At 71.9% G+C, this 16812-nt stretch carries 10 protein-coding genes; all 10 read left to right on the top strand.

The genetic code is table 11. The annotated features are described in order from the left end of the window. Nucleotides 1–58: 58 nt before the first annotated feature. A complete protein-coding gene (locus KZC52_RS08160; protein ID WP_247623542.1) occupies nucleotides 59–1030 on the top strand; it encodes an AAA family ATPase in 972 nt (323 codons plus the stop codon). Then, nucleotides 1030–2292 carry a DUF58 domain-containing protein gene (locus KZC52_RS08155; protein WP_247623541.1) on the top strand — a complete coding sequence of 421 codons (1263 nt, stop codon included), beginning with the start codon at nucleotides 1030–1032 and terminating at the stop codon, nucleotides 2290–2292. The genes KZC52_RS08160 and KZC52_RS08155 overlap by 1 nt, the downstream gene beginning before the upstream one ends. Further along, nucleotides 2289–4715, top strand: coding sequence for a transglutaminase TgpA family protein (locus tag KZC52_RS08150; RefSeq protein WP_247623540.1), 2427 nt, complete (start codon nucleotides 2289–2291; stop codon nucleotides 4713–4715). The genes KZC52_RS08155 and KZC52_RS08150 overlap by 4 nt, the downstream gene beginning before the upstream one ends. Next, the gene (locus KZC52_RS08145) at nucleotides 4712–6103 is read left to right on the top strand and encodes an RDD family protein (protein ID WP_247623539.1); all 1392 of its coding nucleotides are present in this window, start codon (nucleotides 4712–4714) and stop codon (nucleotides 6101–6103) included. Before KZC52_RS08150 ends, KZC52_RS08145 begins: the two co-directional genes overlap by 4 nt. After that, nucleotides 6100–6915: a PP2C family protein-serine/threonine phosphatase gene (locus tag KZC52_RS08140; RefSeq protein ID WP_247623538.1), complete on the top strand. Its 816-nt coding sequence runs from the start codon at nucleotides 6100–6102 to the stop codon at nucleotides 6913–6915. Before KZC52_RS08145 ends, KZC52_RS08140 begins: the two co-directional genes overlap by 4 nt. Further along, nucleotides 6915–8357 (top strand): FHA domain-containing protein, encoded by a 1443-nt coding sequence (locus KZC52_RS08135; RefSeq protein ID WP_247623537.1) that lies wholly within the window; start codon nucleotides 6915–6917, stop codon nucleotides 8355–8357. The genes KZC52_RS08140 and KZC52_RS08135 overlap by 1 nt, the downstream gene beginning before the upstream one ends. Then, entirely contained in the window at nucleotides 8354–9985 is a 1632-nt protein-coding gene (locus KZC52_RS08130; protein WP_247623536.1) for a serine/threonine-protein kinase, read from the top strand. Before KZC52_RS08135 ends, KZC52_RS08130 begins: the two co-directional genes overlap by 4 nt. Next, nucleotides 9982–10707 carry a hypothetical protein gene (locus KZC52_RS08125; RefSeq protein WP_372491565.1) on the top strand — a complete coding sequence of 242 codons (726 nt, stop codon included), beginning with the start codon at nucleotides 9982–9984 and terminating at the stop codon, nucleotides 10705–10707. The genes KZC52_RS08130 and KZC52_RS08125 overlap by 4 nt, the downstream gene beginning before the upstream one ends. Then, a complete protein-coding gene (locus KZC52_RS08120; RefSeq protein ID WP_247623534.1) occupies nucleotides 10704–12164 on the top strand; it encodes an RDD family protein in 1461 nt (486 codons plus the stop codon). Before KZC52_RS08125 ends, KZC52_RS08120 begins: the two co-directional genes overlap by 4 nt. 64 nt (nucleotides 12165–12228) lie before the next feature. Next, a complete protein-coding gene (locus KZC52_RS08115) occupies nucleotides 12229–16740 on the top strand; it encodes a type VII secretion EssC family protein (protein WP_247623533.1) in 4512 nt (1503 codons plus the stop codon). Nucleotides 16741–16812: the final 72 nt, after the last annotated feature.

Raw genomic sequence — 16812 nt, 5'->3', positions numbered from 1 at the left:
TGCCGCACCACACCCCCGCACGCGAAGACACCCCACGAGAACAGGGAACGACACACTCATGACCATGACTCCCGAGCAGGCCACCTGGTTCCAGGGCACCTTCCACCGTCTCGTCGAGAACGTCGACAAGGCGGTGCAGGGCAAGCAGGAGATCGTCGGCCTGGTGATCTCCGCGATGCTCGCCGAGGGGCACGTGCTACTCGAGGATGCGCCGGGGACGGGCAAGACGAGCCTCGCGAAGGCTCTCGCCGCCACCGTGCAGGGCACCAGCGCCCGCATCCAGTTCACCCCCGACCTGCTGCCGTCCGACGTGACCGGCGTCACGATCTACGACCAGCAGCAGCACCGGTTCGAGTTCCACAAGGGGCCGATCTTCGCGTCGATCGTGCTCGCCGACGAGATCAACCGCGCCTCGCCGAAGACGCAGTCCGCACTCCTCGAGGTCATGGAGGAGTCGCGCGTCACCGTCGACGGCGTCACGCACGAGACCGGGCGCCCGTTCCTCGTCATCGCGACGCAGAACCCCATCGAGCAGGCCGGAACCTACAAGCTCCCCGAGGCCCAGCTCGACCGCTTCCTCATCAAGACGTCGATCGGCTACCCCGACCTCGCCGTCACCGAGAGCATCCTGGCCGGGGCATCCGACCGCAACCCCTCCGCCGGCCTCGGCGCGATCATCACCACCAGCGCGGTCGCCGACATGGCCGACCTCGCCGCGACCGTGCACGTCGAGCCCGCCGTGCTGCGGTACACCGCCGAGCTCGCCGAGGCGACCCGCACCGACTCGGCGACCCGCCTCGGAGTCTCGGTGCGCGGGGCGATCGCGATGATCCGCATCGCGAAGGTCTGGGCCGCCGCCCACGGCCGCCACTTCGTGCTGCCCGACGACATCAAGGTCCTCGCCCGCCCCGTCTGGCAGCACCGCATGCTGCTCGACGCCGAGGCCGAGTTCGCCGGAACGTCGAGCGAGACCGTGATCGCGCGGGTTCTCGACTCCGTGGCGGCCCCGCAGGCGCGAACGGCGGCCTGATGACCACGGAGGCCCTGCAGAGCACGCACCCCACGATCGACCGCGACGCCGGCTGGCGCGACATCGCGGCGGTCGTCGGTGTGCGGATGCTCGCGCGCCTCCGTCTCATCGCGCAGGCGGTGCGTCCGCTCGCGTGGGTGCTCATGGGCCTGGCGGTCGGGTTCTGGATCCTCGGGCAGGTCGCCGGGTGGGTGGAGTTCACGATTACCGCCCTCGTCATCGCGATCGTCGTCGCGCTGTGCGCTCTGTTCCTCATCGGCCGCACGGCCTACGACGTCTCGCTCGATCTCGCCCGCACCCGGGTCGTGGTGGGGGAGCGGGCGATCGGCGCCCTGAAGCTCGCCAACCTCGGAACGCGCGCCATCCTGCCCTCGCGCGTGGTGCTGCCGGTGGGGTCGGGACGAGGAGAGTTCGGCATCCAGCGCCTCGCCCCGGGAGCCGAGGCCGAGGAGCTCTTCGCGATCCCGACGCAGAAGCGCGGCGTCGTGAAGGTCGGTCCGGTGAGCGTCGTGCGCGGCGATCCACTCGGTCTCTTCGAGCGCGCCCGCCGCAGCGACGACCCGGTCGATCTGTTCGTGCACCCGCGCACGATCCTCTTCGACGGTCAGTCGCTCGGCTTCCTGCGCGACCTCGAGGGGATGCCGGCGGCCGACCTGTCGCGCGACGACGTCTCGTTCCACGCCCTCCTCGAGTACCAGCCCGGCGACGACCTGCGTCACGTGCATTGGAAGTCGACCGCCCGCACCGGCACCATGATGGTGCGGCAGTACGAGGAGACCCGTCGTTCGCACTTCGTGATCGGCCTCTCGCGCTCGACCGGCGACTACGCCCGTGACGAGGACTTCGAGCTCGCGATCTCGGCCGCCGGATCGATCGGCCTGCGCGCGCTGCGGGATTCGCAGCGCGTCGACATGCGGGTGCAGGGCAGGGAGCTGCCCTCGAGCACCGGCAAGCAGTTGCTCGACTCGCTCTCGGCCGTCGAGAACTCCAAGCCCCGCGAGGGCGGCATCGCCGAACTCGCCGGCGTGCTCGCCGCGAGCATGCCGCTCGCCAGCATCGTCGTGCTGGTGTGCGGATCGAAGGTGCGCACCGAAGATCTCCGGCTCGCGTGCGCGCGCCTGCCCTTCGGCGCGCGGGTGCTCGCGATCGTCACCGACTCCACGCTCTCCTCGCCCGAGCTGCGGCGCATCGGCGACGCCGACGTCGTCACGATCGGCGCGCTCGAGCAGATCCCCCTCGCCCTGCAGAAGGTGCTCGCATGACCGCGCCCGCGATCCCGGCTGCGCCGACCGCCCTTCCGCTGCGCCGCTGGATCCTCGATCTCCTCGCCACCGCCCTGCTCGTCGGCGCGATACTCCTCGGCTTCTGGCCGACCTTCGCCGGCGGGTCGTTCCTGCCCGCGGCGATCGGCGGACTCCTCCTCGGCCTGGCGGTCGCCGGCGTCTCGGCCTGGCGTCGCTGGGGCATCCTGATCATCACCGGTCTCACGATCGCGGTGTATTTCGTCTTCGGTGGGGCGCTCGCGTTGCCCGGCACGACCATCGCCGGTTTCGTGCCCACGATCGAGACGCTCCAGAAGCTCGCGCTGGGCGTGGTGACGTCGTGGAAGCAGATGCTCACGACCGTCGCCCCGGTCTCGGCCGCCGACGGCCACCTGCTCGTACCGTTCCTGCTGGCCCTCGTGGCGTCGACCGTCACGGCCTCGCTCGCTCTTCGGCTGTCGAACGTGGCCTGGGCGCTGATCCCCGCGGGCACGCTGCTCGTGCTGGTGATCGCGCTCGGCACTCCCGAGGCGGCGTTCCCGTTCGTGCAGGGACTCGTGTTTGCGGTCGTGGCCATCGCCTGGATGGCACTGCGTCAGCTGTGGGCCCCGCAGAACTCGGCCGTCTCGGTGAGCGAGGTCGACCCTTCGCGTGCCGCCCACATGCGCCTGCGCCGTTTGCTGGCCGGAGCGGCCGTGCTCGCGATCGCCGCGGGAGCGGGCATCGCCTCGTCGGCCATCGCCGCTCCCGCCGAGACCCGCCACGTGTTCCGCGACGTGATCATCCCGCCGTTCGACATCCGCGACTACCCGAGCCCGCTGCAGGCGTTCCGTAAGAACGTGCGCGACGAGAAGGTCAAGACGCTCTTCACCGTGCGGGGCCTGCCCGAGAAGGCGCGCATCCGCATCGCGGTCATGGACCAGTTCGACGGCATGGTCTACAACGTCACCGACGGGGGACCGGGGTCGTCGAGCGCGTTCACGCCGCTGCGCTCCGACATGTCGCCCGAGGCTGAGGGAATCCCGGTCACGCTGCAGGTCGAGATCGCCGAGTACGGCGGTGTGTGGGTGCCGGATGCCGGTGCGGTCTCCGAGATCGAGTACACGGGCGACCGCGCCGAAGAGCTGCGCCGCGGCACGTTCTACAACACCGAGACCGGCACCGCGGTGGCGACGCCGCGGCTCACGGCGGGCGACACCTACACGGTCGACACCGTCATCCCGAACGAGATCGACGACGACCGGCTCGCCGAGGTCGAGTTCGGCAACGTCACCCAGCCCAAGCAGAGCAACGTGCCCGAGGAGCTCACCTCGCTCGCGGCCGAGACGGTCGCGGATGCCGAGTCCCCGATCGAGCAGGTGCGGGCGCTCGAGACGATGCTGGCCGACGGCGGGTTCTTCAGCCACGGTCTGGAGGGCGAGGTCATCTCTCGCGCCGGCCACACCGCCGAGCGCATCTCGACCCTCGTGGGCGGCGACCAGATGATCGGCGACGACGAGCAGTACGCCGTCGCGATGGCGCTGCTCGCCCGCGAGGTCGGCATCCCCGCGCGCGTCGTGATGGGGTATTACCCCGACGAGGAAGACGCGAAGGCCGCCGAGTTCGCCGCCACCGGCGACGACGTCCACGCCTGGGTCGAGGTGAACTTCGAGGGCGTGGGTTGGCTGCCGTTCAACCCGACTCCTCCCGAGGACCAGGTGCCGAACGACCAGAACACCAAGCCGCGCGTCGATCCGAAGCCGCAGGTGCTGCAGCCGCCGCCCCCGCCGCAGGAGCCGGTCGATCTGCCCCCGACGCTGCCCGATGACCGCAAGTCCGAGGACGAGACGCTCAACATCCTCGGCATCCTGGGCGCGATCCTCGCGATCGGCGGCATCACGCTCGCGATCCTCGCCATCCTCGCCTCGCCCTTCATCGTGATCGGTGCGTGGAAGGCGGCCAAGCGCCGTGCGCGTCGCAGCGCCGCGCGCACCTCCGACCGCATCAGCGGCGGGTGGGACGAGCTCACCGATCGTGCGACCGACTACGGCGCGCGGATCGCTCCGGGAGGCACGCGCGTCGAGGACGCCGCGACCGTCGTCGCCACGCTCGATGTGCCGAAGGCGGCCGCGCTGGCGCAGCGGGCGGATGCCGAGATCTTCGGCCCGACCGATCCGACGCCCGCCGATGTCGAGGCGTTCTGGAGCGAGGTCGACGACATCGTCGGCGGCCTGGGCAAGGAGGCCGGCTTCTGGCGGCGCTGGAAGGCGCGGGCGAATCTGCGCTCGCTCCTCGGCGGAACGGCTCTCTCGCACGGCTTCCAGAACCTGAAGGATGCCGCGGCCGCCCGCGTCGCCGACTCCGCGGACGCGCGCGCACGCCGCGAACCTGGCACCATCGAGAACAACGACCGCACCACCGCCCCCGAGAGCGAGAACCCATGACCCAGCTCCCCTTCGGTCAGATCGCCCCGATCTCCCGACGCGCGGTCGCGTACCTCATCGATGCGCTGATCGCCGGCGGTCTGGCGATCGTGCTCAGCGTGGTGCTCGGCATCGCCACCGCGCTCTCGGGTGGGCTCGAGGCGTCGTTGCTCACGGTGACCATCGGCGGGCCGCTCGTCGGGCTCGTGCTGCTGGGCTGGTTCGTGGTCTACACGAACATGCAGGCCGGTGCGGGCTCCATCGGCATGCGCGCTCAGGGCCTGCGCCTCGTGTCGGAGACCGACGGGTCGTCGATCGGCTTCGGCCGCGCCCTGCTGCGCAACATCATCTTCGGTCTCGCCGCAGGCATCGTCGTGGGGTACTTCACGCCGCTGTTCGACGGATCGGGTCGCTTCCAGGGATGGCACGACAAGGTCGGCCGCTCGCTCGTGCTCGACGCCCGCGCCGAGGGCGGGATCGTGCCGATCACGGCGCCGGCGACCACGGCGATGCCGACCGTCGACGGTGCGTCGCCGACGTCCCCCGCGCCGACCGCTCCGTCGCAGCCGCCCGCGATCCCGGGTCTGCCCCACCCCGGATCGTACGGGGCGCCGCATGCCCCGGCCCCGCACGCGTCGGCCCCGCACGCGGGGGTCTCGCCCTACGCACCGCCGGCCGCTCCCGGTCAGTCGCCCGCTGCTCCTCCCGCCGCCGCGGGGGTTCCGCAGAGCCCGCCCGCTCCGGCCGAGGCCTACGCGCCGTCGGCGCCCGTGTTCCCCGCCCCGGCGACGCCGGTGGCACCGGCCGCGCCGATCGGCGAGGGCGGCGACCTGATCGCCTTCGTCCCCGGCGTGACGCAGGATGCTCCGCCCCGCCCGCCGCAGCCCCAGGCCTCGGCCTCGGCCCCCGCCGAGCCCGAGCCCGTCGCCCCGGCATCCGCGCCGACGCCGCCCGCGCCCCCGGCACCGGTCGCCGCACCGGCGCCTGCCGCGCCCGCCCCGGCCGCCGCGGCCGCGCCGGCTGCTCCCGCCCCGGCACCGCTCGTCGACGACCCCGACGTCGAGTCGACCCGCATCAGCATCCCCGGGCACCGTCTCGTCTTCACGTGGGACGACGGCACCCGCGTCTCGGTCTCGCGGCGCACGGTCTTCGGCCGCAACCCCTCCCCGGAGGAGGGCGCGGCGACGGTCGCGGTGCGCGACGAGACGCTCTCGCTGTCGAAGACGCACTTCGAGGCCGCCGCCGAGACCTCGGGCGGATGGGTGCTCGATCGCCACTCGACCAACGGCACCACGATCGTGCGCGAGGGTCAGCGCATCGCCTGCCCGCCCGGTCAGCGCGTGCCGATCCGGCTCGGTGACGCGATCGAGATCGGCGACCGCATCGTCACGGTCGGGGGCTACGCATGAGGCCCGGACTGGTCGTCTCGTCGGGCGCGGCGACGCACGCGGGTCTGCGCCGACCGCTCAACGAGGACGCCTACCTCGCCACCTCGCCCGTGTTCGTCGTCGCCGACGGCATGGGCGGGCATGAGGCGGGGGAGCGCGCGAGCGCGGCCGTCATCGCCGAGTTCGCCTTCTCGATCGGGCGCGCGGCGCTCGAACTCGACGACGTGCGCCGGGCGCTGGCCACGGCCCGCGAGCGTGTCGAGGAGCTGTCGACCTCGGGCAACGGCCGTGCGGGCACGACGCTCAGCGGTGTCGTGATCGCCGATGTCGACGGCATGGGCTACTGGCTCGCGGTGAACATCGGAGACTCGCGCACCTACCGCTTCGCCGACCGCGAGCTCGAGCAGATCACCGTCGACCACTCGGTCGTGCAGGAACTCATCGAGGCGGGCGAGCTCACGCCGCTCGACGCACTCACCGATCGTCGGCGCAACATCATCACCCGGGCGATCGGCGCCTCCAGCACCGGCGACGCGGACTACTGGATGTTCCCGGCCGAGCTGGGCGATCGGATGCTGGTGTGCTCCGACGGCCTCACCTCGGAGGTGTCGGACGAGCGCATCCGCGACATCCTCGGCACGACGCCCGACCCGCAGCGGGCTGCCGACGCGCTCATCGAGGCGGCCGTGGCCGCCGGCGGGCGCGACAACATCACCGTCGTCATCGCCGATGCCGTCTCGGTCGCCTCGCGCCCGGGCACACTGCTCGCCACCGACGACGACATCGACATGAACACGCGTCCGCGTGAAGCCGCAGCAGGAGGGGGTCGCTGATGCAGACCATCTATCGCCCGGGCCAGTGGAATCTCATCGTGATCCCCGGCGCGCTCGTCGCGCTGCCGCCGGATGCCCCGACCGAGGTCGTGTCGACGCTCTGGGAGCGGCTCCCCGCGCACAAGACGCTGGCGACGGTGGTCGACGTGCTCACGACGCAGGCGGGCGGGTCGTTCACCGCGCTGCCGCCGTTCGTCGCGGCGGTCGCCGAGGGCGCCGATGTGCGCATCGCGCTGCGCGGCGGGGTCGCCGCCCGCGTGACCGCGGTCGACGGCGCGCACGAACTCTCCGGCGCCGAGGTGACGACGTGGAGCGAGCGCTTCATCGGCGGAGCCACGCGCATCGAGATCACCGTCGAGACCGTCGAGGGCGACGCGGGCCTGCCGGTGCATACCGGAATCGTGCGCGCGGCCGCGGTGAGCGCCGATCTCGAATCCGACGACGCCGCTCCGCTGACGGGTGCGCTCGGGCCGGCGCCGGTCGTCGTCGCCACGCACGAGGGCGCCTCGGCCACGGCGCTCGCCGCCGCCCCGGTGCCGCTCGCCCTGTTCGGAGGTGCAGCGCTCGGGGGTGCAGCGCTCGGAGGTGCAGCGCTCGGAGGTGATGCCGCCGTCAGCGCCCCGCTCGTCGGTGCCGTCCCGGTGCCCCCGGTCGTGTCGCCCCCGGTCGTGACGCCACCGCCCGTTCCCTCGGCCGTGACGCCTCCGGCCGCGCCTCCCGTGCCGGATGCTTCCGTGCCGGATGCTCCCGTGGCTGATGCCCCCGTGGCTGAGCCGCCGGTCGCGCCGGTGACCGAGGAGATCCCCGAGCAGTCCTCCGACTCGGCTCCTCTGCCCGTCATCGAGGATGCCACCCTGGTGCCCACCGAAGACACGATCACCCCCGACGACGACGACATCTTCGACCAGCTCTTCGGGGCGACGGTGCACACCGCACCGGCGCCGGCCGATGCCCCGCCGGTACCGCCACTCCCCGCCCAGGGCGACCACGACGGTGCGACGATCTCGGCCGCCGAACTGCGCGCCCTGCGGCAGCAGCCCGCCTCGGCCGACGAGACGCCGACCGCCGTGCTGCCCGTCGCGGGAGCATCCGACGGCCCGACCATCGGTCGACTGCGGGTGTCGAGCGGACAGGTCGTCGAACTCGATCGCACCGTGATCATCGGGCGTCGTCCGCGCTCCACGCGGGCGAGCGGGGCGAGCCTCCCGCACCTGATCGCGGTCGAGAGCCCGCAGCAGGACATCTCCCGCAGCCACCTCGAGGTGCGCCCCGAGGGCGACACCGTGGTCGTGATCGACCTGCACACCACGAACGGGTCGACGCTGCTGCGTCCGGGCGCCGACCCCGTGCGCCTGCACCCGGGGGAGCAGACGCTCGTGCTCACCGGCGACGTGGTGGACCTCGGCGACGGGATCACCGTCGCCTTCGAGGACCTGCCGTGAATCGTCGCCCGTCACCGCCGCCCGTCCTTCCCGGCTTCACCTACGTGGAGCCGCTGGGCACGGGCGGCTTCGCCGACGTCTTCCTCTACGAGCAGGAGATGCCGCGCCGCCGGGTCGCCGTGAAGGTGCTGCTCGCCGACCGCATCTCGAGCGGATCCGCCCAGGAGTTCGCCGACGAGGCCAACGTCATGGCGATGCTCTCGACGCACCCCGCGATCGTCACGATCTACCAGGCCGGTGTCGCGGGCGACGGCCGCCCGTACCTCGTCATGGAGTACTGCCCGCGCCCGAACCTGCAGCTGCGCGCCCGCAAGGAGCCGTTCTCGGTCGCCGAGGCGCTGCGTGTCGGCGTGCAGGTCGCCGGCGCCGTCGAGACGGCGCATCGCGCCGGGGTGCTGCACCGCGACATCAAGCCGGCGAACATCCTCGTCACCGAGTACAACCGCCCGGCCCTCACCGACTTCGGCATCGCGTCGACCACCGGTGCGACGACCGAGGCATCCGGCATGTCGATCCCGTGGTCGCCGCCCGAGTCGTTCGCCGAGCCGCCCACGAGCGGCCCGCGCACCGACGTCTGGGCACTCGGAGCGACGCTGTTCACGCTGCTCGCCGGGCGCTCGCCGTTCGAGCGACCGGGTGAGCGCAACTCCAGCGCCGACCTCATCGAGCGCATCGAGCGCGCGGCCCTGCCGCACCTCGGCCGACCCGACTCCCCGGAGAGCCTCCAGCGGCTGCTCGAGCGGGCCATGGCGAAGAACCCCGACGACCGGTTCCCGAGCGCGGTCGCGTTCGCGCGGGCGTTGCAGAAGGTGCAGATCGAGCTGTCGCACTCGGTCACCCCGATCGACATCGTCGACGAGCATCCGTCCGCCGAAGAGCTCGAAGACGACGACGACGGCCTGACCCGGGTGCGCGAGGTCGTCAGCATCGACCCCGACATGGCCACGTCGACGCGGCCCTCGGCCACGACGCAGCGCCACACCCCGCCGCGCACGCCGGAGGTGCCCCGCTTCGACGCACCGGTCGCGCCCTCGGCGTTCGAGCAGACGCAGCTGCGCCCCTCGGCCGCGCCGGTGCCCCCGCCCGTCCCCGACGACGAGCACACTCTGCTCCGCGCGCCGCAGGTGGTCGCGCCCGAGACCCCGGCGTTCGTCCCGGCTCCGCCGGCACCCGGTTCCCCGGCGGCTCCCGCGCCCGCGGCGACGAGTGCCCGGCGCTCGCGCACGGGTCTCTGGATCGGTCTCGCCGCCGCAGCGGTGGTGCTCGTGATCGGCGGAATCGTCGGACTCAACCTGCTCGTCGCGGGTCTCGAGCCCGAACCCGCCCCTCAGGCATCCGAGGACGCGCAGCCGCAGGACGTCGTGCCGGACGTGGTGCCCACGCTCGCCGCGCCGACCGGCACGCGGGAGGGCTCGACCGTCACGTTCACCTGGACGAACCCCTCTCCGCAGGAGGGCGACAGCTACCTCTGGCACCAGGTGCGCCTCGACGATGTCGGCGAGCAGAAGCAGACCGCGGAGACGACGGTGCAGGTCGAGAGCCCGGCGGGCGATATCGTGTGCATCGAAGTGATGCTTCGGCGCGAGGACGGAAGAGCCTCGGAGCCGGTACGGGGGTGCGTGGAGTGAGCGGTACGACCGGAGTGACCGTCGAGTTCGCCGGGGAGTACTTCCCCATCGAGCGCGGGGGACGATTCATCGTGGGCCGGGAGGGGGATCTCGAGCTCGACGACAACCTCTTCCTGCACCGGCATTTCCTCGAGATCACGGATGCCGACGGGCTGTGGTGGCTGTCGAACGTCGGCACGCGGCTGACGGCGACCGTGACCGATTCGGCCGGCGGGGTGCAGGCCTGGCTCGCGCCTGGCGCCCGACTGCCGCTGGTGTTCGAGAAGACCACGGTGGTCTTCAGCGCGGGGCCGACGACCTACGAGCTCACCCTGCACGCCGCCGAGCCCGCGTTCCGCGCGACCCGGCGCGACCACGACGACGGCGGTGCGTCGACCATCGGGGACGTGCCCCTGACCCTCAGCCAGAAGCTGCTGATCCTCGCGCTCGCCGAGCCGCAGCTGCGCCGCGACGGCACGGGCATGAGCGACATCCCCACGTCGGTGAAGGCCGCCGAGCGCCTGGGCTGGACCGTCACCCGCTTCAACCGCAAGCTCGACAACGTGTGCGACAAGTTCGACCGCGTGGGCGTACCCGGTATGCGCGGAGGGCAGCGCAGCTTCGCCACCAACCGCCGTGCCCGCCTCGTCGAGCACGTGATCGCCTCGCGTCTCGTCAGTCGCGAGGACCTCCCGCTGCTCGACATCTCGCACGCCGACGAGGTCGAAGGGGAGCAGGAGTGATCTGGGAGATCGACGACGGCGCGTCCGTCGTCGAGGGTCTCGACGCGCACGGACGCCCGGATCCCGCCTACGCCGCCTCGCTCGGGCTGCTCCCCGCGCGCAAGGGATCGCGCGTGCTCGCCTCGCTCCTCGAGGCGGCCGTCGCAGTGCTCCTCGCCCTGCCCGCCCTCATCGTGCTGCCTCCGATCCTCGCCGACATCGCCTCCGGCGGGTTCGACGTCGATGCGTTCTTCGCCCGGGGCGACCTGGTCTGGGTGATCGTCGCGCTGGCCGTCTCGCAGGTGCTGACCCTGGCCTACGTGATCGTGCAACTGGTGATGCACGGGCGAAAGGGTGTGACGCTGGGCAAGGCGGTGTGCGGCATCCGCTCGGTGAACGTGCGCACCCTCGAACGCCCGAAGTTCTGGCGCGGAGCGGTCGTGCGCTACCTCGTCGCCTCCGCCTCGCTCATCGTGCCCGTGATCGGCCCGGTGCTCGTGATCGCCCTGTCGCCGCTCTTCGACATCGAACGTCGCGGGCGCGGGTGGCTCGACCTCGCCGCCGGCACCTGGTTCGTCGACGTGCGCCGGGGCCTCAACCCCTACGACCAGAAGCGCATGCGCATCGCCCGCAAGAGCGTCAAGATCTCGGAGCACGAGGAGAAGGCGCCGCTGCCCTCGCTCGCCACCCCGGTCGACCGTGACGCCCCCGCCGAGTACGTGCCGAGCGCGCGTCTCTCCGGCGGGGTCATCGGCGCGCATCGGTCGCAGACGCCGCAGCCGGAGCAGACGGATGCCGCCGCTCCGGGCTCGATGGTCGCGGCGGTGCCGCCGTCGCTCGCGACCGGCGCCCCTCCCGCGTTCCCGGTCGCCCCGGCCGCAGCTCCCGCCCCGGCCGTGCCCTCGCCCGCACCGCCGGCCTCGGTGCAGGCCGGGCCCGTCGTGGCACCGCCCCAGGCGCCGGCGGCGCCCGCTCCGGGACCCGCCGTCGCGCAGCCCGCACCCCCGGCGCAGGTCGAACCCGGCCCCGCGGTCGCGGCCCCGGCGGCGCCCGCTCCGGCATCGCCTTCTCCGGCAGTGCCCGCTCCGGCATCGCCTTCTCCGGCAGTGCCCGCTCCGGCATCCGTTCCCCGGGCCGACGCCGGCGACGGCATCCGCGCCGTGCTCGTGCTCGACTCGGGCGCGCGCGTCGAGGTGCGCGGAACAACGCTGTTCGGCCGCGCGCCCGCCGCCGCGGCGGGCGAGGGCGAGGCGCAGCTGATCCCCGTTCCCGATGAGACCCGGTCGGTCTCGAAGACCCACGTGGCCGTGATGCCCGCGCGCCGCGGTGTGTTCGTGGTCGACCGTGCGTCGACGAACGGGAGCGCGATCATCCGCGACGGAGCCGAGACGCCGCTCGTCGCCGGGCACCCCGCCGAGCTGCGCACGGGCGACACCGTGCGCTTCGGCGACCGCACGATGCGGGTGGAACACGCATGACCGGGGCCGAGTGCCCCACCGCCGGAAGACGTGAGACGCGCCCCGGGCGCGGTGAGGATCGACGATGAGAGTCAAGCTGACCCTGCGCCGCCCGGCGGCGCCCCTGACCGACATCGTCGTGATGGCCGACTCGACCGCGACCGTGGCCGACGTCGCGCGCCAGATCGCATCGACCGATCCGACCCGCAGCATCCCGGCCTCGCCGGCCGATGTGCTCACCCTCTCCGTCGCCCCGCCGACCAGCGAGCAGCTCACCATGCTCACCCCCGACCTCCTCGTCGGTGATGCCCCGATCGGTTCCGGCTTCCTCGCCGAGGTCGTCAACCTCGGCCCGAACCGGGCGTCGGTCGGCACCGCCGGGGCGCGCCCCGCCGCCGTGCTCACGGTGGTCGCCGGCCCCGCGCAGGGCCAGGAGTTCGCCCTGCCCCTCGGACACTTCCTCATCGGTCGCGACGCCGCGAACGACGTGACGATCGCTGATCCGCTGGTCTCGAAGCGCCACGCGCGCATCGAGGTCGCGACGACCTTCGTCGAGATCGTCGACCTGAACTCCGCCAACGGCATCCTCGTCGACGGCGGCCTCGTGCAGCGCCTGCGCGTGATCCCCGGCCAGCGCTTCACCCTCGGCGACTGCGAGTTCGTCGTGCACCTCGTGAGCGACTTCGACGGCTCGGCCGCCGGCGACCCCGTGCTCGAGCGCGGGGGCGCGCTGCTGTTCAACCGCAGCCCGCGGGTCGAGGCGCGATTCACCGGCGAGGAGCTCGACGAGCCCCGCTACCCCCGCGACCAGGTGCAGCGGCTCTTCCCGTGGCCCATGCTGGTCGCGCCGATCCTGTTGGGAGCCGCGATCTACGCGATGAGCGGGAACCCGCGGTCGCTGCTGATCGTCTTCATGTCGCCGCTGATGATGTTCGGAAACTTCATCTCCCAGAAGACGAACCTCGGTCAGCGCCTGCGCAAGGAGGTCGAGAAGTTCGAGGAGAACTTCGAACGCCTCGAGGAGAAGCTCTACCTCGCCCAGCCGCGAGAGCGCGAGGTGCGCCAGAACGAAGTGCCCGCCGTCGCGGTCGTGTTCGACGAGGCGATGCGACTCGGCCCGCTGCTGTGGACCCGTCGACCCGAGCACTGGAACTTCCTGGCCGTGCGGTTGGGGAGCTGTACCGACGAATCGCGTACGCGCATCAAGCGCTCCGACATTCCCGAAGCGCTGCCCGAGTACATCGAGCGCGTGGACCGCCTCGAGGAGCGGTACAAGATGATCGACGACGTGCCGATCCTCGAGTCGCTGCAGAGCTCGGGATCGATCGGCGTCGCCGGCCCCACCTCGCTCGCCAGCGATGCGCTGCGGGGACTCGCGGTGCAGCTGTTCGGGATGCACTCGCCCAATGAGCTCGTCGCGGTCGCCCTCACCGAGCCCGGGTGGGCGAACGAACTCGACTGGCTCAAGTGGCTCCCGCACACCTCCAGCGAGCGCAACCCGTTCAAGGACGTCGCGCTGGCCGACTCGGCCTCGACGGGCACGGCCCTGCTCAACGGCCTCGAGGAGATCGTGCTCCGCCGCTCGCGCGAGGCGAAGTCGCAGCGCCCGCCCTACGGTGACGACTGGGACCCGATGTACTACGGCACCGACGTCAAGCGCGCCGCCGAAGAAGCGACGTTCCCCGGCCAGACCGCGATCCTCGTGATCGTCACCAACGACGCGCCGGTCGACCGCGCACGCCTCACGCAGATCCTCGAGCGGGGAGCGGATGTCGGCGTCTACGGGCTCTTCGTCGCCCCGGTGGTCGAGTCGCTGCCGGCGGCGTGCCGCTCGTTCGTCGACGTCAGCGCCGGCCTCGAGCACGCGCGGGTCGGCACGGTGCGCAACGGTGTCGCCTACGAGGACGTGCGCGTCGAGGGCGTCTCGCACGCGTACATGACGATGTTCGCCAAGCGTCTCGCTCCGGTCGTCGACTCGAGCACCGTGATCGAGGACTCCTCCGACATCCCGAACTCGGTGATGTTCCTGTCGCTCGTCGGCAGCGAGCTGGCCTCCGACCCGAACGCCGTGATCGACCGCTGGCGTCAGAACAACACCATCCTCGACCGTTCGGGTGCTCCGCAGTCGCGCCTGAAGAAGGCGGGCAACCTGCGCGCCATCATCGGGCAGTCGCAGACGGATGCCATGACCCTCGACCTGCGCACGCAGGGGCCGCACGCACTCGTCGGTGGAACCACCGGCGCCGGTAAGAGCGAGTTCCTGCAGGCCTGGGTGCTCGGTATGGCGGCGGCGCACAGCCCCGACCGGGTGACGTTCCTCTTCGTCGACTACAAGGGCGGTTCGGCGTTCGCGGACTGCGTCGATCTGCCGCACTGCGTCGGCCTGGTCACCGATCTCAGCCCGCACCTCGTTCGCCGCGCGCTCACCAGCCTGCGCGCCGAGCTGCACCACCGCGAGCATCTCTTCAACCGCAAGAAGGCGAAGGACCTCCTCGAACTCGAGAAGCGCCGCGACCCCGAGACCCCGCCCGCCCTCGTGCTCGTGATCGACGAGTTCGCGGCGCTCGCCGGAGAGGTGCCCGAGTTCGTCGACGGCGTCGTCGACATCGCGCAGCGCGGTCGCTCCCTCGGCATCCACCTGATCATGGCGACCCAGCGGCCCGCGGGTGTCATCAAGGACAACCTGCGCGCCAACACCAACCTGCGCGTCGCCCTGCGCATGGCCGACGAGTCGGATTCGAAGGACGTCGTCGACGACCCGGTGGCGGCGTCGTTCCCACCCTCGCTCCCCGGTCGCGGCATCGCGAAGACCGGCCCCGGTCGTCTCGTGCCGTTCCAGTCGGCGTACGCCGGTGGGTGGACGACCGACGAGGTGCAGCAGGCAGAGGTCAAGGTGGCCGAGCTGCGGTTCGGATCCATCCAGACGTGGGAGGCCGACCAGGCACCCGAATCCGACTCGCACGACGAGGACCTCGGCCCGAACGACCAGAAGCGCATCGTCTCGTCGCTCGTCGCGGCATCCTCGATCGCCGGCATCCCGGCCCCGCGCCGCCCGTGGCTCGACGACCTCGAGCGCGCGGTCGACATCCGCGACCTGCCGGTGCTCGGTGACGGGCAGATCCTGCTCGGCAAGATGGACGTGCCCTCCCGGCAGATGCAGGAGCCCGCGTACTTCGTGCCCGACAAGGACGGCTCGCTCCTCGTCTACGGCACGAGCGGCTCGGGCAAGTCGACCGTGCTGCGCACCGTCGCGATCGCGGCCGGGTTCCACGCCGGGCACTCCGAAGTCGAGGTCTACGGCCTCGACTTCGGGTCGGGTGCGTTGAAGAGCCTCGAGGTCCTCCCGCACGTCGGATCGATCATCGGCGGCGACGATGCCGAGCGCGTGCAGCGCATCCTGCGCTCGCTCGCGCGGGTGCTCGACGATCGCGGCAAGCGCTTCAGCGCCGCGAACGCCTCGAGCCTCACCGAGTACCGCGAGATCACCGGGTCGCGCGAGCCGCGCATCCTGCTGCTCATCGACGGATTCCCGCAGTTCCGCAGCGAGTGGGAATCGACCACCGCGCGGATGCCGTTCTACCAGACCTTCATGCGCATCCTCGGCGAGGGGCGCCCGCTCGGCGTGCACGTGATCGCGAGCGCCGACCGCTCGGGTTCCGTGCCGACGGCGGTCAGCGCGAACGTGTCGCGCCGCGTGGTGCTGCGTCTCTCCGACGACTCCGGCTACGCGATGCTCAACGCCCCGAAGGACGTGCTCGACGAGACGTCCGCCCCGGGTCGTGCCATCGTCGACGGCCTCGAGACGCAGATCGCGACGCTCGGCGGCACCCCCAACGTGGCCGAGCAGACCAAGCTGCTCGAGCAGCTCGCGGCCCAGCTGCGCGGAGCCGGGGTGCGCGAGGTCGAGGAGATCGGCGCGCTGCCCACCCGCCTCTCGGTGCGCGATCTGCCCGATCGCCTGGGCGAGTTCCCGGTGCTGGGTGTCGCGGAGGACACGCTCGCCGCGCGCGACTTCGATCCTGTCGGCACGTTCGTCGTGGCCGGTCCGCCGCAGTCGGGCAAGACCACGGCGCTCAAGGGGCTCATCACGTCGATGCGGCGGCTCGACCCGACGGTCAAGCTGTTCCACTTCGGCGGACGGCGGGCGCAGCTCAAGGGATACGCCGACTGGACGCGCAGCGCCACCACGCCCGAAGAGGCGAAGGAGCTCGCGAAGGAACTCGTCGAGCTCGTCGCCGACGAGGCGCTCGGAATGCGCATCCTCATCGTCGTGGAGGACGTGCCGCAGTTCGCCGACTCGCCCGCCGAGCGCGATATGAAGGCGCTGTTCCAGGCGATCAACCGCAGCGACCACCTCATGATCGGCGATGCCGACGTGACGCAGGTCACCAGCGGCTTCGGGTTCATCGGCGATTTCAAGGCCGGCCGCAAGGGCATCATCCTCAAGCCCGACTCGTTCGACGGCGACGCGGTGTTCAAGGTGCCGTTCCCGAAGGTCAAGCGCACCGACTTCCCCGAGGGTCGTGGCATCTTCGTGCAGGCCGGTCGCCAGGTCACGGTGCAGATGCCGCTCGTCGAGGGCGACCGCATCGGGTGAGCTCCGTCTGCGGCTGCATCCGGTCGGGAGAAAACCCGGAGCGGATGCCGTCGCTTCGGCGTGCCGGACGGT

The organism is Microbacterium galbinum (assembly GCF_023091225.1).
GTDB classification, from domain to species: domain Bacteria; phylum Actinomycetota; class Actinomycetes; order Actinomycetales; family Microbacteriaceae; genus Microbacterium; species Microbacterium galbinum.
The sequence above is the reverse complement of the archived record's forward strand: the minus strand, read 5'-3'. Positions and strand labels throughout refer to the sequence as shown.